The sequence below is a fragment of the Sorangium sp. So ce281 genome (genome assembly GCF_051527395.1).
GTDB lineage: Bacteria > Myxococcota_A > Polyangia > Polyangiales > Polyangiaceae > Sorangium > Sorangium cellulosum_B.
This window is the reverse complement of record NZ_CP150322.1, coordinates 320,140-339,924: the sequence shown is the minus strand read 5'-3', so window position 1 is coordinate 339,924 and position 19,785 is coordinate 320,140. Positions and strand designations below refer to the sequence as shown.

Below are 19,785 nucleotides of genomic sequence, written 5' to 3'. Positions count from 1 at the left end.
TCGCGAGCGGCCGACGCCGGGCGCGATCTCACCATGCGCCTCGATCCCCAGCACAGGACCGAACTCGCGCTAGTTCCGCGTGGTGACGGTCCAGTTGTCCGACGTGTTCTGACCGCCTGTATCGGCCACCACGTCGTATGTGATATTCCCGCTCTTGATGGAGAACGAGATTGTGCCCGAGATATAGTTGAGCGCCTGCTGCGTGGGCGTCACGAAGAAGCCCTGCGTCGGAGACGTCGTGGAAGGGGCCACGGAGGAGAAGACCATCTTACCTCCCGGGATCACTATCGAAAAGCTAGACGTCACCGGGTCCTTGCTCCCCGACCACCAAACGATGATATCCTCCTGCTTCAGGGTAACATTCTGCAGCGCGTATTCGCTTTTGTTGGTCACCGAGATATTCACGGTGTTCACATTGTTTACGCCGAGGTTGGTCTGGCCGAGCGAATACGTGAAATTGATCACGACGTCACTCGGATCGACCGTAAGGATTTGCCTGCTTTTGCTCATGATTCACTCCTGCTCGTTGGTGAGAGTTGCTGCCTGAGCGGCGACCTTGCGTCGAGGCCCCCTTGGCCTAGACCGGGCGCCGCCCGTCATGGCGCGAAGGGCAGGTTTGCCCCGTGCGCCAAACCTGTTTTGTGTGAAGGTTGCCGCGTCGGGCCTACGTTCGTACGACCCCCGAAGCGCGGCAAAGCGGGGACACGGGAAGTCGGCTTTCTCCGCGGCGAGGAACGCAAACGTCACGCCCCTCGCCCGCGGCGCCTCGAATTGTCTCTAGAGCCGGGTCACCTCGATCCCCTGTCCCCTGTCGCCTGTCCACTGTCCCCTGTCCCCTGTCCACTGTCACTTGCAGCACGCATACCAGGCACTCGAACCGTCTCCCGCGAGCCGCCGACGTGGCGATCGGCGCGGCCCGCGCGGGCATGCAGGGGCCCCCCGGCAGCCGACGACGGCCGGGCTGCGTCACCTGGAGACACGACGCTTCTTCCAGAGACATGCGCGGCCGGCCATGGAGCCGGGGGGCACGTGGGCAGACGAACCTCACCCCGATTGGCCGGCTGCTTCCGTTGCACGAGGCGCGCGTGCGTGCCCTCGTGGAGGAGGATCTCGCATGCGCGGATCCTCGGCAGCTAGACGAACAGAGGGACCGGGTTGAGCTCGCCCTCGGCGAGCGGGCGGGCGAGCCACCCCAGCGCGCAGGGCACCTGGTAGAGCCTCCCCGGGCCGAACCGGGGCCAGAAATGGCGTAGCCCCGGGACGATGACCTGGACCACGGGCAAGCCGATGTCGGGGCGGGTCTTGTCCACCGCGACGAGCTCCAGGCCCGCGGCGTCGAGGCGACCCAGGCATTGCTCGATATCGGCGCGCAGATCGGCGCCGCCGATCCGGGGCAGGTGCTCGGCCGCGACCCGGCGGAGATCGGGGCTCGGGAAGAGATGCGCGCGGTCAGGCAGCCGCTCGAGGTCCCACGGCGCCCGGCGCGCGCCTTCAGGCTCGAAGAGCTGATTGAGCTCGGTGAGCGATCGCTGCACGGCGAGGCGCGGGTCGAGGTGGCAGCCGAACCCGATGGTGAACCGATCCTCCCGGGCCTCGTGGGCGAGCGCAACGCAGGTGGGGATACCGAGGTCGTGCGTCAGATCGAGCACCCAGACGGCCCAGCCGAACCGGGCATAGTCCTCCTGGAGGGCTTCGAAGTACGGGTCCCCGAAGCTGTCGAGCGCGATGGCCGGGCGCGCGAGCCGGTTGTACCACCAGAGCGCAGCGGCATCGCGCTCCACGAGCTCGAGCAGGGCCTGCAGCACGGCCTCCTCGAGGCAGGTGCCGGCCGCCACCCCGTTGCCGCAGGGGCCGCAGAACGCGGTGCCGCTCTCGGCCGGGGCCTCGGCGTAGCAGTAGGCCAGCGGGACGTAGCGCCGCTCGCGCTTGCTCAGCGACCAGGCCGGGGTCCAGTCGATCCGGGTGCCGGCGTCGAGCGGCTCCGGTACCCACTGGCGACGATCCGCTGCCCGCGCGTTGAGGTGAGCGCGCTCGCGGTACTGCGCCTCGCTGAAGTTCAGCAGATCGCCGGGCGAGAGCGCCGCCGCGCCGAGCTCGTCCTGGCTGCCGCGGACGCGCGCCTCGTCCCCCTGGTAGACGCCGCTGGTTCGCTCGAGCGCCTCGCAGAGCGCGCTCACCCTGGCCTGGTCCACGCTGCGCCCCTTGCCGGCGCAGCTCTTGTCGAAGACGTTGGTGCGCGGGACGCCCTCCCGGGGGCAGGCCAGGTAGCCGGACGCGTACACGGCGCGGAGCTCGGTGTCCCGCCCCGGCATCGGCGCGAGGTACGTCACGGCGCCGGTGATCGGGCTGACGAGGTGCTGATAGCGCTCGTAGGTCCGCCGCGGGGTCTGCCGGCGATATCCACCGTCCTCGTAATGCGCCTTCTCCACCGGCTGCAATTCGATCGGGCGCTCGCCGACGGCCGCCATCCGCGCCGGATCGCCGCACGCCGGGCACTGCGGCCTCCGGACGACCGCGTGCGCGGTGATCTCGAACGTGGCCAGGTCGAGGGCGAGCACCCGGGAACCGAGCGCCTGAGGAGAGCTGGACTCCTCCCTGGCGAGCGCGCGGGCGATGGCCGAGGCGCCGAGCCCGCAGGCGGTCCGTACGCTCGCCTCGGTGGCCGCCCTGGGGGGAGGGACGTGGCCCTCGTGCCCCCGGCGCCGGCGAACGAGCTCCTCGACCGGGCGGTTCTGGCGCATCCGGAACGCCAGGCATTCCCAGCAGGGGCCGGCGCCGGGCTCGAAGACGGGCCCGATGAGCGGCCGGACGCCGGCAGGCTTGATCAGGAACCAGCGCGCCCCTTCACGCAGCGCGCGGCGGTTGATCGAGGCCAGCTCGGGCTGCAAGCAGTCGTCGGCCACGACCACGTGCACCGCCGCCTCGCCGTCGATCCGCACGCCTGCCTGTTCGAGCGCCTCGGTCATCCATGCAGCGGGAGCGGCTTCGCCGACGGCCAGGACCGACACCGGGGTCCGGCTCAAGGCCTCGGCAGCCGCCTTGCCGTCGAGACCCACCCCGCGCCAGAACGCCGCGTGCTCGGAGGGGAGCTCCGGTGTTGCGGGGACCAGGTAGCCGCGCGCCGCGAGCCGGCTCAGGGCATACAGGGTCTCGGGCTCGGAGAACCGATCGCGCGCGGCGCTCAGGATCTCGTGCACCGTGCGCCGGCCGTCGACGAGCGCGGCCACCTCGGCGGCGCAGGCGCCGGATACGACGAAGCGCTCGCGCTCGCCGATCAGGAAGACCACGCCCGCATCCATGCGCTCGACGCGCAGGGTGGGCTTGAACGCCAGCACCTGGCTCAATTCCAGAGGATCCATCGCCGTTCCTGTTTTCACCCGCCAAGGAGCATGTGCAAGTGGCTCGCTCGAGGAGAGCGACCGCCGGATGGCCGGGGATCGCCTCGCCTCCCTGGACCCATCAGGATCCGGGCGGAGCGGAGCCGCCCGCGGCCGTGCCCCTACATCCCCATGAGGCCGCAGGGGCTCTCCCAGAGGATCGTCCGCAGCGCCTCGTCCCCGAGCGCGTCCCGCAGCGCCATCACCTCGTCGACCATCCCGGGCCCGTGGTCGAGGTGGGGGAAATCGGTTCCGAATACCATCCGCGTCGCGCCGATCTCCTTCACCACCCGGTCGAGCATCGCCTCGCCGGGCTCGAGCGCTATCCAGCACTGCCGCTGGAAGTACTCGGAGGGCGGCCGGCGCACCCGGCCGCGCACCTCGCCGCGCATCTGCGCGTACTCGACGTGGTCGAGCCGCCAGAGCCAGTAAGGCAGAAAGCCGCACCCCGCCTCGAGCAGGCCCACCCGCAGCGTCGGGTGGGCCTCGAGCACGCCGCCCTCGATCAGCGAGAGCAGCGCCATCATCGCCTCCATCGGATGAGAGCAGGCATGCCGGCCAAACTGGGTCTGGAAGCGATCAGCGCCTGCCGTGGGGAGACGCGCGTGTGTGCCCTCGTGCAGGAGGACGGCGACCGCGTGGTGCTCGCACGCGGCCCAGAATCGCGCATAGGCAGGAGCGCTCAGCGTGCGGCCCTGCACCGGGTTGGGCCGGAGGACCACCGAGCGCACGCCGCCATGGACCGCTTGCTCGAGATCGCCCACCATGGCCTCCGGATCGTGGCGTGAGATGAGCGCCGGGCCCAGGAGCCTGGCAGGCGCGCTCGAGCAGAAACCGCCCAGCCATCGATTGTAGGCGCTGGCGTAAGCGCGCGAGCGCTCCGCGTCGATGGAGTCGTCGTTGACCAGGTAGGACGCATACGTGGGGAGCATGACGGCGACGTCGATGCCCGTCGCGTCCATCTCGGCGAGGTGCCCCGAAGGCGTCGCCGCGGCGGCGAGAAGCTCGCGACGACGCTCGGCGATGAGCCCGGCCTCGATGTACGCCGCCTCGGGGACGCGCATGACGGGCTCGCCGGCCACACAGAGGGTGAGCGGCGTGGGCAGGAGCGTGTGCTCGCCCAGGCGATTCAGCCGCTCGGCCAGGGTCTCGGGGGGACCGAAGGGCTCGAACCGAGGCGCAACTTCTCTCATCCGCGCCGGCAGGTACTCCGGCCACATGGCGACGGGCTCGAGGACGTGACGGTCCACATCGATGATCCGAAATCCATCTCGCATCCTCGGCTCCTCGGCTCCTCGGCGGCTACACGAACGAGGACGAAGCGCTCCCGCTCACCGGTCAGGAAGACCACGCCGGGATCCATGCGCTCGACCCGCAAGGTGGGCTTGAACGCCAGCACCTGGCTCAGCTCCAGGGGCTCCATCATCGGTCCTGGTTCCGACCGCTAGGAACAGCAGCTGAACGGGTATTGTGCCCCGGCGGCGTTGTACGCGGCGACGGCGAGAGGCTCGTCGCTCGAATTGTCCGGCGGCTGGGGCAGACAGAGCGTGAGCATGTGACGCCGGCTAGACTCCCAGGGGCCAGCAATGTTTCTGGGATTGTTGTTTCCTGCGCCAAGCCCCTCGTCGCCTGTTGTATCGTTATTTCCTACACCGTTGCCCCTACCACCGGCGGGAGCCTTCCAGTTGGAAGCGCCGTCCCATTTGGCGCCCTTATCTTCCTGGATATAGAGCCCCATCTCCCAGGGCATTCTGTACCTTCGGATGGTCTGCAGAGCTTGGATGGCGTTGGTCTGGAGCATTTCTTTGAAGGACGGGTTGGCCCATGCCTTGGCCATCGCCCCGAGCAGCGCGACCTTGAACGCCGTGAAATCCGCGTCGTCAGGCATGAGCTGGCCGGAGATCGTCGGCGAGCTGATGCAGACCTCCCCGTAAAAACTGGTCGCGTCGCCCGGGTCGACCTGGAGCGGCGCGACGGCCTCATCCGCCGGTTTGATGCACCAATTCCCCCAGTCGTCGCTGAACAGATTCGCGTGCTGCATGTAAAACTCTGTGAGCGCGCGAGCCTGGATCGGATGATCGCCAGACGTCGTGCTCCCGGCGGAAGACGGCGCGCTGAGCGGCAGCCACAACGTCAGGCTGTCTATCGGGGGCAGGGCGGTCGGTGGGGTATTGCGGGGTGAAGACGGCGCGGGCCTGGGCCAGATCCACTCGTCGCCAGTCCACTCGAGCCTGGTGTTGCCCACGATCTGGATCTGGCATACATTGTTCCACGGTGAGCGCTCCCAGTCAAAGCCATACTCCCTCAGGACAGTGATGGTGTTGCCGGTGCCAGCCTCGCTCGCGTAAGGGCTGGTGGTCAGCTGTTCAAGAAGTTCAGGATCGCTCCACGCTCCCGCGATCGCGCGCAAATACGCGGTGCGAAACCGCATCAGCTGGCTCATGTCTTTCATCGAATTCTTCCTTTTTCGTGAAGCGCTCCGCGATGTCTCGCAGGCAGGGGTGAAGCGCGAGCAACTCGTCGAGGCGGGCTCGGTATGGCGAGGCGCCGCCGAAGCGCCGGAGCAGCTCCAGCGTCGCCAGCGCTTCAATCCTCGGCATGTCGTAGCGCCGCGCGAGCCGGGCGGCTTGCTCCAGCGAGAGCCGCACGCCTTCGGCCGCAGGATCCTTGTGCGCCTCGTACATGGCCCGGCGGAGGTGGAGATCGGGCTCGTAGTAGTGCTCGTCGTTCTCGCGGCACAAAGAGAGGCAATGGTCGATGCACGCGATGGCCGCGTCGAGATCGCCGCGCTCGGTCTGGCGGTCGGCCATCAGAGAGCCGTAGTACGAGAGGCCGAGCTTGCACCCGAGGCTGGAGAGGCCTTCCATGATCGCCCGGGCGCGCTGGTCGTCGCCGGTCGCCCAGTCGTGGAGGGTCTTCGCATAGCCCTCGTAGGCAGGCAGCCCATGTTTACCGCTCAGGGTGAGGATCTCTCCGGCCATGGAGGCGACCGCGCGCCGGTCGCCAGCGAGCTGGTAGATCATGCACCCATACAGCAGACAAAGGGCGATCGAGGGCACGTGGCCGACCTCGCGCGCCCATTCGAGGGCGCTCGTGATGTGCGCGAAGGCAGAGGCAGTGTCGCCGGAGTACCAGCAGAGCTGCGCCACGTACGCCTTCGCCAGGACAAGCGAGTCCAGCCCGAACCGCACCCCGTGGTCCCGATGAAGGTCGGGATCGTAGAGCTCGACCGCGCGCTCGGCCACGCGCCGCGCGGCTGCGTGGTCGCCATCCACGAAGAGGGCGAGCGCGTAGAGCGCCTCGACAGCGGCGCGGAGCCCCCGGTCGCCGGAGCGCTCGGCGATGGCGACCAGCTCTTCTATCAACGCGCGCGCCGTTCGGCGGTTGCTGGCCACGTGATGGTAGACGAACAGGAAGCTCAACGTCGGCACACGGTGCTCGCTGTCCTGTGTGAGCAGCTGCAGCAGGCTGGCCGAGCGATCGACGGTCGCCTTGACCCGCGGATCGGCCCAACCATGGTTCGCCATCAGGGCCTGGGTCAGGACGCCGTTCGCGCGGAGCTCGGCCTCGACCCCCTCGGCGCCCGACAGCGCTTCGGCCCACGCCACAGCATTGGAGGCGTGCACGACGGCCTCGGCGTAGGCCGAGCGCTGCAGCGCCTGCTCCGCGGCGCGCTGCGCGTAACCGACGGCCTGCCCCTTCTGCTCCGCCGCCGCGTGGTGGTACGCGAGCAGATCCGGCCGCGTCCGGACCATCTCCGGAAACCGCTCCTCCAGCGTCGCAGCGATCCGCGCGTGGACCCTCCGCCGCGCGCCCGTGGAGAGCGACTCATAGGCCGCATCCCGCACCAGCGCGTGCTTGAACACCCCTAGTGCATCCTTCTGCCGCCGCTTGCGCAGCAGGAGCCCCGCGCTCATCAGCCGCTCCAGGTCGTCCTTCACCGCCGCTGGGCCGAGCGGGCTCGCTGCCGAGAGCACCTCGACGCTGAACTCCCGCCCCAGCGCGGCCGCGAGCTGGGCCGTCTCCTTGGCGCGCTCCAGCCGATCCAGGCGCGCCGTGAGCAGCGCCCGCAAGGTCCCCGGGATCGCTGCCCTCGAAAGCGACCCCGTGAGCTCGTAGCGATCCTCCCGCTCCACGAGGAGCCCCGAGTCGACCATCATCCGGAGCAGCTCCTCCGCGAAGAGCGGGACCCCGTCCGCGCGGCCAGCCACCTGCTCGATCACGGCGGGAGGCAGCGCCTTGTTGCCCACCAGCCGGGTGAGCATCTCCTCCATCTGCGCGCGCTCGAGGCGGCTCAGCGGGAGCAGCAGCACATCGGCCGTCGAGAACGACGGCGAGAACTCCGGGCGAGCCGTCATGACGACGCACAGGGGGACCGCGGGCGCCTCGCGAACGACCTGCGCAAGGAACTCCATCGTGGTGGAGTCGGCCCATTGCAAATCTTCGGCCAGCAGGAGGACGGGCCGCCTGTCGGCCATCGCGAGGAGCAGCGACGCGACGGTCTGGAGCGTCAGCGCCTTCTGCCGCTGCGCCGAGACGTCGAGCGGGGCGTACGGGGCGCCGAGGGGCAGGGAGAAGAGCGGCACGAAGAGCGGCATGGACTCGGCCAGCGCGAAGCCGTGGCCGGCGAGCTCCCCCTCGAGCCGCGCGATCTTGCTGCCCACGTCGGGCTCCTGGTCGAGCCCGAGCGCGCGCTCGAGGAGCTCGATCACCGGGCGCAGGGGGCTGTTTTGCGTGGCGGGCGAGCACCTCGCCTCGAGGAAGGTGTGGTCCTCGTGCGCTACCCGATCGCGCAGCGCGCGCGCCAGGCGGCTCTTGCCGATGCCGGGCTCGCCGGTGATGAGGCTCGACTGGCCCGCCCCTTCGCACGCGCGGCGCCACCGCTCCAGGAGGAGCCCGATCTCCGCATCTCGACCGGAGAGCGGGGCCTTCGATCCGTCGGGGGTCGGCCACCTCGCCGCGGCGCCGTGCTCCTGCCGGAGGCGGTAGGTCTCCACCGGCGCCGCGATTCCCTCGATGGCGCGGCCCCCTTCGCTCTCGAGGTCGAAGGAGGCGCGCAGCAGCGCTTGCGACGCGGCGCTGACCGCCACGGCTCCCGGCGGCGCCAGCGCGGCGAGCCGCGCGGCGAGCCGCGGGGTGGCGCCGGTGACGAGGCACGCGCCGTCGAGATCCCCCAGATTCCCGTCGACGACCAGGCCGGTGTGGAGGCCGACGCTCACGTCGATCCGCACGCCCGGCGCCGCGCTGCGTGGGTCCTCGGCGTCCTCGGGTTGCGCGGCGCCGGCCATCGCCAGCGCCGCGCGGGCAGCGCGCTTGGCGTCGTCCTCCGCCGCGCTGGGGTAGCCGAAGTAGACCAGCAGATCGTCGCCGAGCGCCGCGGCCACGTACCCCCCGTACCGGCGCCCGACGTCCGCGCAGAGGGTGAGCGCCGAGCGCAGGGGATCGTCCAGCGCCTCGGCGTCGGCGGCCTGCCCGGCGGCCGCGCGCGCCCTCAGGTGACAGCAGAGCGCCGTCAGCTGCCGGCGCTCGCCGTCGAGCGCGGGCGCCCTCCGTCGGTCGAGCGACGTGGCGACCGTCGCGGCCAAGGCGAGCGACCGCGTGTCCCCGCCGGCCGGAGCGCCGCCGGCGCCGAGCATCGCCTCGCGCGAGAGCCCGCGCAGGGTGCAGGCGTCGAGCGCCTCGAAGAGCCCACGGGCGGTGACATCGCGCGCGCCTTCGTCCTTGCGGAGAGCGCGGGCGAGCAGGTCGCCCAGGGGGTGGCGCTCGAGCGCGGCGGGGATCGGGACGGGATCGGGGCCGAGCAGCCGGTAGAAGATCTCGGCCTCCGTGCCGCAGTACGCCGGCTTGCCCGTCAGGCACTCGAGGAACACGAGGCCCCACGAGAACAGATCCGCGCGCGGCGAAGCCTCGGCGCCGCGCCACTGCTCCGGCGCCCCGTAGCCGGGCGTGCCCAGCGCGTCGTGGCTGCCGGTCAGGCGCGTGGATCGCCCGTCGTCGAGCGTGGCGCCGATCCCGAAGTCGAGCACCAGCGCGTTGCGGCGGGCGCCCGTGGGGATCACCATGATGTTGCTGGGCTTGAGGTCGCGGTGGACAACGCCCGCCGCGTGGGCGCACGCGAGGGCGTCGAGCACCTGGAGCATCAGGTGCCGCGCCTCGGACGGCGCGAGCGCGCCCTCTCGCTCGAGCAGGGCGGCGAGGTCGTCGCCGGGCGCGAAGGCGAACGCGGCGTAGAGGGTCCCATCTTCGACCTGCCCCGCGTCGACGAGCTGGACGAGGTTGGGGTGGTGGAGCTGGGCGCAGAGCCGCGTCTCGCGCAGGAAGCGCGTGACCCGCCTGTCGGCCTGCGCGACGCCTCCCTGCTCGGCGAGGCGCAGGATCTTCAGGGCGATCGGCTGCCCGGTGGTGAGCTGGCGGGCCTTGTGCACCACGCCGAAGCCGCCCTCGCCGAGCTTGGCCAGGATCTCGTAACGCCCGTCGAACGTGGCGCCTGGCGCGAGCGCGGCACCGTTTCCAACATAGCACGGCATGATCGATCTCGTGGTCGCTGGAGGCGCTCGGAGAGCGCTGGCGCCGCTCCCTCAGGGCTCCTTGTCGGCGTCGAGCACCGCCAGGAGATCCGGATCGACCTCACCTCCAAGCAGGTCCAGGACCTCGCGCACCCGCGAGAGCTCGCGCCGCAGCGTCCGATGATGGTTGCGGTTCTTGAGCAGCATCTCCTGGCCGAGCAGCGTGAAGGCGTCGTCCCGGTTGCCCGCCCGCTGCACCGCCGCGCCGAGGACCATGCCTCGGAAGGCGTCGGTCAGCTCGAGCGGGAGCGGGGCGCTGCCGCCGCGGCGTCGCTCGGCCTCGTTCACGAAGCTGAGCGCCGCCCGCCAGAGCAGCTTGGTCAGCGCGCTCGGCTCGGCGTCGCTGTCGAAGGTGAGCGCGCGCTCGACGTGGCGCCGCTGGATCACCAGATCGCCGCCGAGGCCGCTCTGCCCCGCGAGCTGGAGCGCGTAAGCGCGCCGGACGATGTTGTCGAGCTGCCGCAGGTTGCCCGGCCAGGGCGCGGACACGAGGAGCTTCATGGCTTCGGGCTCGAAGCGCGCCGTCCCCTTGCCTTCGGCCTCCTGATTGCGCCGGTTCAGCATGTAGTCGGCCCAGCGCGGGAGCTCGTCGAGCCGCTCGGCGAGCGGGAGCAGCCGCACCGGCAGGACGTTGATGCGGTAGTACAGGTCCTCGCGGAAGCGGCCGGCGCGCACGGCGGCGCGCAGATCGGCGTTGGTGCCGACGAGGAGGCGCGCGTCGGCGCGGCGCTCCCCCGCCCCGTCATCGCCCAGCATCCGGTAAGCGCGCTCCTCGATGAAGCGAAGGAGGCCCGCCTGGGCCTTGAGCGAGAGCTTGTCGATCTCGTCGAGGAAGAGCGTGCCCTTCGCGGCGCGGGCGACCGCGCCAGGGTTGTCCTTGACCGCTCCGGTGAAGGCGCCCCGCTTCCAGCCGAACAGCTCGGCCATCTGCAGGTCCTCGGGCACGCCGAGGAGGTCCAGCGATTCGAAGGGCTGGCCCCGACGCTGCGAGTGCTCGTGGCACCAGCGCGCGAGCCTGGATTTCCCGGCGCCGGTCGGGCCGGTGATCAGGATGGTGTCGTCCCGCGGGGCGAAGGCGCGGAGCAGCTCGACGAGGTGCGCGGTGCTCTGACCGACGACCGGCAGGAACTCGTCCGGGCTCGCCGGCTCGTCCGAGCGGAGCGGCAGCGCGCGGGCGGCGATGAAGGCCCCGGCGATGCTGGCGAGGATCGCCAGCTCCTCGTGGCACTCCGCCCAGGGGAGCTCGAGCCCGACGGCCCCCCTGCAGCTCGCCTCGATCGTGATCATGCCGTCGACGCTGCCGCCCGGCGCGCGCAGCGGGACGACATGGACGTGGGTCGCGTCGCGACCGAGCATCCGCTCACGTGTCGCGTCGCCGGGCATGCCGGCCCCATCCGGCAGGTGGCGGAGCGCCATGGCCCCGTCCGGCATCCAGGAGCGGAGCGAAGCGCGCTGGACGTCGATCGAGACCGAACAGCGGTGCTTCTCGATCCAGCTCCAGACGCTGCCGGAGGTGAGATAGCCGGTGCCTTCGATGCGCGCGCCGCTCAGGCGGTCGACGCCGAAGAGGCGCTGGTAGCTGTCCTCGGGGCGGAGGTGGACCACGCCACGCAGGATCCGAGCGCGGCTGGCGAACGGGCTGTCGGCGAGCGCCTCTTCGACGCAGGTGAACATGGCCTGGAGGACCGCCGTGGCAGCTTCGTCGAAGTACGTGGCCGACACGAGGCGGGGGACGAGGGAGATGAAGCGCTCGTCACGGGATGCGGTCACGGTGGGCAGCAGGAAAGCAGGAGAACCGGGACGGGTCCAGGTGGAACGAACAGGCTCGCGTCTCCCGCGGACGCAGCGCGTCCGGGCGGGACGCGCGCCCCCTCTTGACTCGGAGGCCGTGGCAGCGCCGGCGCCCTGCCGGAGGGACCACGGGAGCCGCCGCGGGTCCGAAAGCCGGACGCGCCATGAGGTGGCCGAACGCCATGCGTGGATGCCGTCCAATGCGGCCGGTGCAATGCAAGAAGAAGTGAATCGAAGATGTCAAGGGTGAATCGCATCGCTCGCTTCTGCCACCGCCGCTGATCTGCGGGGGAGACGAGCGCCGAACGACGCGGGCCATCTGGCGGTCGGACGTGCGCGCAGGTTCGCCTGACGGCGAAGCATGTTTCGGATCTTGTTCAATCGCGGTTCGGCAGCTCAATGTCGAGCGCCGCGCTCGCATAGAGGATCGGGAGCTTCTCCCGCAGCCATAGCGTCTTCCACGTGCGCCGGTAGGTGCGGACTCCGATGTTCGCGAGCAGCCGGACCTTCTCCGTCTCGCGCGCGACCTTGAGCACCAGGAAGCTCCTGAAGTCGTTCTTGCCCTCGAGCGCGCGTCGGACGCGATACACCCACCCGATGTCGCGATCACCCTCGCCCGAGACGTCCAGCTCTGTCTGGCCGATGTCGATCGTGAAAGGGCCGGCCAGCACCTTCGCCTCCGCCGCCGCGTCGACGCCCGCGCGGGGCACGGCCTCTGTCTCGACGGAGAACTTCATGGACGCTTCCAGCGCGACGGAGAGCTGGGCCGAGGCCTGGAAATATGCGGCGTGCACGCGCTGCGGGAAGACCTCGACGGCCCGCGACGCGCGCGGCCCGTCGATACCGTCGCGGATCTTCACCACGAACTCGGCATGGTCCGGCGATTCGTCGTCGTCGAGGCGCAGGCTGAACGTGAGCGCCACGAGGAGGAACTCATAACGTTGCTCCTCGCTCGCCACGCGGAGGGGCGGAGGGAGCTCTCGACCGAGCGCCGCATAGAGCGGCAGGAGCGGCGTCGTCTCTGCGAATGGCGCGAGGCGCACCCCCCTCCGGACGAGCCCGATCGCGTCTTCCGGATCCGAAGCCACCGCCGCGGCGGGGCGGAACGGGTCGAAGAACGCCTCGAGCTCCGGCCCGGCGGGCGCCTCGCCGTCACCACGGGCCGCCGCCCGGAGCGCTTCTTCCCAGCTCGCCACGGCTTCGGCCGGCAGCACCGCGATGACCTCGCGCATCGATACCTCCAACCGTCAATAGAGCCGACTCGACCCGCCCGGACAAGGCCCGCGCGCCGCGCTGCTTGCCCGCGTGCGGCGACTGCGGGTACCCTCGCGTCGTGACCGCGTGCGCCGGCCGCCTGGTTCGCCTGTTCGGACGCGTCGGGCTCGTGCTGGGCTTCGCCGCCCTCGCGCGCGAGGCCTCCGGTCAGGCTCCCGCAGCACCATGCCTGTGGGGCCGCGATCCCGCGACGTTGAAGTGCCTCCCCGAGCCGATCAAGCCGCCGCCTCCTCCTCCGACGCTGGAGCTCACGAGCTCGCCGAGCGAGGCGGAGGTGTTCCGCATCCCGGCGGCACTGGAAGGGTGCCAGTCGGCCGAGGGACGATCCCTCGGCCGGACGCCTTTGACGCTGACGCCGAAGAACGGGTTGAGATCGGGCACGCAGAAATTCTGCCTGAAGGCGGCGGGGTTCGGGCCGACGCCCGTCTCGGTGAAGGTCGCCCCGTCGGGGCTCACCAGACCGCCTCCCGTCACGCTGGCCCCGTTCGTGCGGGTCAAGCTCAGGTGGGATCCGGCGTGCGCTTACTCCAGTCCACCCGAGTGGATCCTCATCGTCCCGGAGGCTTCCGACGCGAAGGTCGAGCCGTGGAGGGCACCCTTTCCGACTGATCCCATGCCGCTCCCGCAGGGCGATCACAGGTTTGCTGTGTCGGCGGACGAGTTCAAAAAGAAGGAGATCACCGTGACGGTGGGGGCGCCGGGCGGCCCCGACCTGGATGCCCCCATCTGCCTCGAACCGGCGACGTCGGTCACGATTCGCAACGGGGAGAAGAAGCACCCGCTCGATGGCCTGTTCATCCAGCTGGTGAATCATGAAAAGCGGGTGCTGTGGAGCGGTGAGGCCCCCGTCGGATCGAAGTCCGTCGAGGTGCCTGTGCGGCCGAGGGATGTCGAGGACATCTGGGTCTTCGCAGACCGCGCTTATACCCGGCGCGTGCCGGAGCAGCACGTTGGGCGCCAACACGGGAGGACCGGCAAGGCGGAGAAGTCCATCCGGAGCGCCGAGGAGCTGGCCCGGTGGGAGGTGTGGCTCGACCTACGCTCCGGCGAAAAGGAAGGCGCCGCGAATCGCAAATCGGTTCGCAAATCGATGACGAAAAAGTGCCTCGATCGCGAGAACAGCTACGGCGGCCAGTATTGCGCGAGCGAAGCCTACCTGCGCGTCCACAAGGACCACGTGAACCCGTCGAGCGCGAAGGTCCTGGAGCTCCTCAGGGCCGGCTGCCTGAAGGGCGACATCGCCTCTTGCGCGGCAATGCCCTCGCCGGACGCAGGTGCGCTCGTCAAGCTCGACGCGCAGTGCCAACAGGGCACCGCCGACCTCTCGTGGCTCGCGTGTGTGCGCCGCCGGCAGGGCTCACGCCCGGGAAGCGAATTCCTCTACATCGATAGCATCGCGGATCCCTACGAGTTCGAGACGACGCTAGATCTCAGCTTCGGCGGAGCGACGGCCCTGACCGTCCAGGGGCGGCCGGGGCTCGTGCAGTGGGCCGAGCTGGGGTTCGTGGTATTTCCGACGGAATTGTTCGGCATAAAGTTCGCATTGCGTCCGATCGACATCGCCGTCCTGCCGGCGCAGAGCGAGTCGGGCCGGCCTCGCGGCTACTTCGGCCTCGCGGGCGCCGGCCTGGAGCTCGGGGCCTCGGTCAACGCTGCGCCGAGCGTGCGCCTGGATCTCGCCGGCTTCGTGACCGGGTACTACACGGCCTCTGCCTCCAGCGCCGGCGGCTACCTCGACGTGAACGTCTTCATTCCGACGATGGACGACGAGTTCTTTCTTCAGCTCCGCGCCCGCGGCGGGCTCGCGCGCTTCCCGCAGTTCACGTCCATCCGCGACGACGAGCGCGTGCCGCAGGGCGGCGCCGTGCGTCCATTCGTCGGGCTGGGGGTCAACTGGGGGGCTCGGGAGCAATGAGGGCTCATCGCTCCGGAAACACGTCCTCGAAGCGCCGGACGCGCTGGGGCCCCACCTCGTCGAACCGCTCGATGCGCGCGCTCTTCCCGTAACGGATCGTCAGGCCGAAGCGGCGCTGGGCCGCCTCCCACGATCGATCGGTCGAGCGCTCCCACGCGTGCAGCCTCATCCTCCCGACGAGCGGGACCGCGGCCACGACCTGCGTCTGCCAGGCTCCGACCGCCACATCGGCCGGGCTCTCGTCCAGGAGCGTCACGTCGGGCTGGCCCTCCCGCACGAGCACCAGCCAGGTCCGAGATGGGCTCGGGCCATCGACCGCGTCGACCAGCAGACCCGCGAGATGATCCTCGTCGACGCCTGCCACCGCCCGAACGAAGCACGACGGCGCGTTGCAGAGGGTCAGGGGCCACTGCTGCTGGATGGCCACCTGATCACCCGAGCGCGCCAGCACCCCGAGAATGGGCGCGGTCACGGTTGCTCGTTCGACGAAGCTCCCCGTGCCGAACGCGACGAGGCGCGAATTCCCCGCGAAGCTCGCGAGCGCATGAACGAGCGGGAGGCGGAGCCCCGGGCCGCCTTTCACCTTCACGCGGCCCTCGTGGCCGGCCGTGGCGATGAGCAGCTGGTCGCCGAGCCACGCCGCCGCGCGGGCGCCATAACCTCCGTCCACCGGAGGCGACTTGTTTCCTTTGGTCAGCCCCTCGAACCAGGCGTCGAGGCGGGCGATCGACTGCCGCCCGTAGGTCCCGTCGGAGCAGACGTAAGCGATCATCGCGCCATCGCCGGACGGCTTGATCTCCAAGCTGATGACGTAGGTCGACCGGCGCGCGTCCCGCGCTCCCTGCGCAGGGCATACCGGCAGCGTCACCGCGCCTTCCCCTCGATTGATCACCAGCGCGTCGTCCGCGGCGCCGATCGACCAGCTCCCCTCAGGCCGGATCTGCACGCGCCGGGTCCCGGATCCGGCGATTGATATCGGCGCGAGGTCCGGGCGAAAAACGACGAGCTTCCCCGAGCACGAAGCCGTCAGCGTGCCATCCGAGAGCTCCAGCCGATCGCAGGTCTCCGCGCGCCGCTCCTTGCAGCGCTTCTCCTCCGTGCCCTCGTTGAGCTGCGCGGGGAGCCAGAGCGTGGCCGCGATGTCCGGCTCCGGCACGGCGGGCGCACGGTCAGCCCCACGGCGCGCGGCGGCGAACGCCCGGACAACAGCCGCCTCCTCGGAGCACGCCGCGGCGCCGAGCTGGTTGGCGAGCTCGTCGAGCTCTCTCCCGCGTCGATCCCAGTAGGCGCGCGCCGCCTCGCGCGCGGGCGAGCCGTCGCCGGCGAGCCCGTCGGCCCGGAGGCTGCTCCAGGTCGCCGAGGCCTTGTCGTCGTCCGTGGCGTTCTGGATCTCCTCAGCGCCCCGCCGCGCCTTGTTCTGGCGCTCGATCGCCTCCTGCTCCGTTCGATCCCTGTTGCGCTTCCACAGGACCCCGCCCGTCCCGGCGCCCGCGACGACGACCGCGGCGAGCAGGCCCCAGACCCACCGCGGCACGGGCGGCGCGGGCAGGATCTCCCGGACCCAGCGCTCGTCGAACCGCAGCCCGTAGATGCGGTTGCGCAGGCGGAGGCTGCCATCGGCGTTCCGGTGGACCAGGCCGGCGAGGAGCAGGGCCTCCTCGTCGCGCTCGGGCACACCGGGCACGCTCTTGCGCTTGAGCATGGTGAGGTAGCGCGAGCGCGCGTGCGAGGATCCGGCGATGCGCTCCCGTACGATCTGCTCGATCCGGTTGAAGTGGACCTTGAACGTGGTCGGGTCGTTGATCTCCGCGAGCGCGAAGGCCTCGACGTCGGCGCTGCGCGCCCGCGCGGCCTTCTCGCACAGCGCGATCGTGAGGAACGGCTGTCCCGACGTCCAGGCGAGGATCTCGTCGACGACCGCCGCGCCCGGGAGCCCGTGGCCGGCGAGGTAGGCATCGAGCGGCGTCATGTCGCAGCGCTCGCGCGAGAAATCGGTGAGGCGGATGGTGCTGCCCACGTTGTACGGCGTGCTGGTCGAGCGCTTGATGAGCTCGTCCGCGGTGAGGACCCCGACCAGGCAGAAGGTCAGCCGGTCGAGCTCCGGCCGCGAGGCGCGCTCGTTGTGGAGGGAGCGAATGGTGAGGAAGAGGTCGTCCGTGAAACCGAGGCCTTGCGTGACGTCGACCTCGTCGAAGACAACGACGATCGATGTCGGATCCGCCAGCAAGAACGCCTCGACGAACGCCTGGAATCGAGCGCCCATGGCCTCCTCCGCCGGCCGCTCGGACCACCACGCCTTGAAGGGTCGGCTCGCGCCCATGCTCAGCGCCATCTTGAGGAGCAGAGCCCGGTACCACGCTGTCCCGTCCTTCAGCTGGTTTCCGCCGAGCGCGCTCAGGTCGACCGACACCACCCGGATACCCGCCGCCTGGAGGCGCTGCATGGCCCGATGGACGAGGCTCGATTTCCCCATCTGGCGCGACGTGAGGATGTTGCAATACGTGCCGGCCGCGAGGAGGTCATAGACCTCCTCGTCCTCGGGTCGCGTGATGTAGATCGCGAGGTCGGGGACCGTCCCCCCGACCTTGATGGGCTGCAGCTGACGGATGTCGTCCGGCGGGCTCACGTGAGGGCGCCGAAGAACTGCGCGTAGGCGAGGTTCAACGCGACGAAGCGCGGCGCTGGACGGCCCTCGGCGCGCACGAGCCCGAGCGTCACCAGCGCGGCGGCGGCTCTCGCTTCCACCGGGGAGAGCGTCCTGTTGTGGACGATCTTGCGCATCACGGAGACGAGCTTCGGTTGGTCCGGGAGCTGCGGCGGGATGCTCTCGATTCGACTCAGCAGGGCCTTGAGGCTCATGGAGAAGGGCCCGGTCAAGGAGCCGCACTGCTCGTGAAGAAAGGCGACGCGGTCGCGGATTTCGGCCGACGTCGGCGGCGCCGAGGGCGTGCCTTTCCCGGGGGCGAGCACGTAGGCCAGGGCCTGCCGGGTGAGGGCGGGGTGCCCGCCCGTGGCTTGATGGAGCAGATCGACCTGGGCCGCCCCCAATCGGAAGCTCGCCCGCTCCGCGACGATCGCGATGTCACCAGGCGCGAACGTACCAAGCTCGATCGGCCCCTTGTCGATGTTGAACGGCGACCGCGCGATGTCCCTCATGAGGTCGGACGGCTCGGTCGCGATGCACAGCACGAAGCTGCAGCTCAGGTGGACGGCGTCGATCCAGGAGCGGATCGACGAGAAGAACTCCTCGGCGTAGGGGCGCTCGATCACGCGGTCCACCCCGTCCAGGATGAGGACCAGCCGAGGCATGTCCTCGAGGGCCATCATCAGGACCTCCTCGAAATCCGGCGGGCTCTCGAGCGGCTGCGTCGGGATCGGGAGCTTCAGCCCTTTGCAGAAGACGCGCGCGAGGTCGTTCAGGAACGTCACGTACCCGCGGTTCTCTCCGTCGTCCTTCGGCAGCCGTCCGAACGAGCGAAAATTGATCAGCAGCACCGGGCGCCCCTCGTCCTCGCAGCGCTGACGCAGGCGCAGGGCGAGGCTCGTTTTACCGAAGCCGGACGGGCTCAACATCGTGAGCACGAATGTCTCCGAGCCCATGCGATCGTACGCGTCGGCGTCCACGGGCCGCTCCAGATAGAAGAGATCGCCAGGCGGGAGGGCCCCCGCGCTCATCCGGATGCGCTGGAAGTCGGCTTTCGGGAGCGACGGAGGCGCGGCCGGTGCCTGGGGGACGCCGGGCTCGACGGCCTGGTGGCCGATCGCCGCCATGACGGCGCGGACAGCGCTGGGCGTGTCCTGCTCGCCGCGCCATGGCGCGTACTGGAGCCGCCCGAGGTAGGTGTCGAACTCGAAGGGCAGCGCTTCCAGCGCCGGGTCACGCACAGGGAGCAAGATCGGCCGTCCGGTCTGCCGCCATCGGGCGTACGCGATGCGCACCTCTTGCAGGAGCATCTGGCTCTCCAGCGACTCGGGCGTGAGGACGGGGACGAACACGTCGGCCCGCTCCAGCGTGGTCTGGATGCGCCGGGCCCAGTCCTCTCCGACCTTGATGTCGAGATCGACGAATGCCTCGTGCCCCGCGCCCTGGAGCGCGCGCTGGAGCTCCGCGACGAACGTGGCCTCCGGCTCCTTGCGACGGTAGGCGAGGAACACGCGCGACGAGCCCGCGATCGAGCGGAGGAACGAGGGGATCGACTGGAGGAGCCGGGTCGGGACCGCGAACGCCTTCGCGAACGCCGGGCTCACCGAGGGCTTGCCGCCGCCGTCCGGCACGACGCGCCTGTAGAGCTGGTGACTGACCAGGCCGACGACCCCTCGCTCGGTGAGGACGGGCGCGCCGGACATGCCCTCGATTGGCGCCGGGTCCCCGTTGACGTGGAGCGAGAGCAGCCAGCCGTCGGTGCCCGCGGCGCGCCGGGCGATCGACCCGTCGACCGTGCCACCCAGCCAGAGCGGCGCCCGCTCGATGGAGAGCGGGTGGCCGAAGCTCCGCCAGTCGGGGTGCTCGGCGAGATCCTCCCCCGAGAGCGGGAGGCAAGCCGTCCCTTCGACCTGGCGCGCAAGCTCGAGAACCGCGATGTCGAGGCCGACGTCCGGATCGAAGCGCTCGAAGACGACCTTGAACGGGACCTCCGACGCGTCTCGCGCCTGGGTGAAGGAGATGCTCCCCTGCGCAGCCTTCTCCTCCGCTGGCCCTCGCAGGCAATGGGCACATGTGAGGACGCGCGTCGGCGTCACAAGGAAACCCGTGCCGTAGACCGAGCCCCCTCGATTGAGCGTCGCGCGGATCCGCCCGACGGACCTCGGGAGCGCGTCGTGCTGTAGGGTCATAACCGTGGCCTCTCGCCCAGGATCGGGA

The 19,785-nt window shown here is 70.3% G+C and carries 10 protein-coding genes; 1 reads left to right on the top strand and 9 read right to left on the bottom strand.

Annotated elements, in window-relative coordinates; translation table 11 throughout:
- Positions 1-69: 69 nt before the first annotated feature.
- The 7 genes from WMF27_RS01260 to WMF27_RS01230 form a co-directional block, all read right to left on the bottom strand.
- Entirely contained in the window at positions 70-510 is a 441-nt protein-coding gene (locus WMF27_RS01260; protein ID WP_437762084.1) for a hypothetical protein, read from the bottom strand.
- Positions 511-1,133: 623 nt separating this feature from the next.
- On the bottom strand, positions 1,134-3,359 hold the full coding sequence (locus tag WMF27_RS01255) for a TOMM precursor leader peptide-binding protein (RefSeq protein ID WP_437762085.1): 2,226 nt from the start codon (positions 3,357-3,359) through the stop codon (positions 1,134-1,136).
- Positions 3,360-3,499: 140 nt separating this feature from the next.
- Complete coding sequence (locus WMF27_RS01250) at positions 3,500-4,654, bottom strand: amidohydrolase family protein (RefSeq protein WP_437762086.1); 1,155 nt, start codon at positions 4,652-4,654, stop codon at positions 3,500-3,502.
- 167 nt (positions 4,655-4,821) lie between these two features.
- Positions 4,822-5,829, bottom strand: a complete 1,008-nt coding sequence (locus WMF27_RS01245) for a hypothetical protein (RefSeq protein ID WP_437762087.1) — start codon at positions 5,827-5,829, stop codon at positions 4,822-4,824.
- On the bottom strand, positions 5,753-9,904 hold the full coding sequence (locus WMF27_RS01240; RefSeq protein ID WP_437762088.1) for a TOMM system kinase/cyclase fusion protein: 4,152 nt from the start codon (positions 9,902-9,904) through the stop codon (positions 5,753-5,755). The genes WMF27_RS01245 and WMF27_RS01240 overlap by 77 nt, the downstream gene beginning before the upstream one ends.
- A gap of 51 nt (positions 9,905-9,955) precedes the next feature.
- Positions 9,956-11,713 carry a sigma 54-interacting transcriptional regulator gene (locus WMF27_RS01235; protein ID WP_437762089.1) on the bottom strand — a complete coding sequence of 586 codons (1,758 nt, stop codon included), beginning with the start codon at positions 11,711-11,713 and terminating at the stop codon, positions 9,956-9,958.
- A 398-nt stretch (positions 11,714-12,111) separates the two neighbouring features.
- A complete protein-coding gene (locus WMF27_RS01230; RefSeq protein ID WP_437762090.1) occupies positions 12,112-12,966 on the bottom strand; it encodes a hypothetical protein in 855 nt (284 codons plus the stop codon).
- A gap of 101 nt (positions 12,967-13,067) precedes the next feature.
- Here WMF27_RS01230 and WMF27_RS01225 point away from each other — a divergent pair, with 101 nt between their 5' ends.
- The gene (locus WMF27_RS01225) at positions 13,068-14,924 is read left to right on the top strand and encodes a hypothetical protein (RefSeq protein ID WP_437762091.1); all 1,857 of its coding nucleotides are present in this window, start codon (positions 13,068-13,070) and stop codon (positions 14,922-14,924) included.
- Between the two features lie 4 nt (positions 14,925-14,928).
- On the opposite strand, the gene WMF27_RS01220 is transcribed toward WMF27_RS01225, so the two are convergent.
- Complete coding sequence (locus WMF27_RS01220) at positions 14,929-17,550, bottom strand: AAA-like domain-containing protein (RefSeq protein WP_437762092.1); 2,622 nt, start codon at positions 17,548-17,550, stop codon at positions 14,929-14,931.
- The gene (locus WMF27_RS01215; protein ID WP_437762093.1) at positions 17,547-19,757 is read right to left on the bottom strand and encodes an AAA-like domain-containing protein; all 2,211 of its coding nucleotides are present in this window, start codon (positions 19,755-19,757) and stop codon (positions 17,547-17,549) included. The genes WMF27_RS01220 and WMF27_RS01215 overlap by 4 nt, the downstream gene beginning before the upstream one ends.
- Between the last annotated feature and the right edge of the window lie 28 nt (positions 19,758-19,785).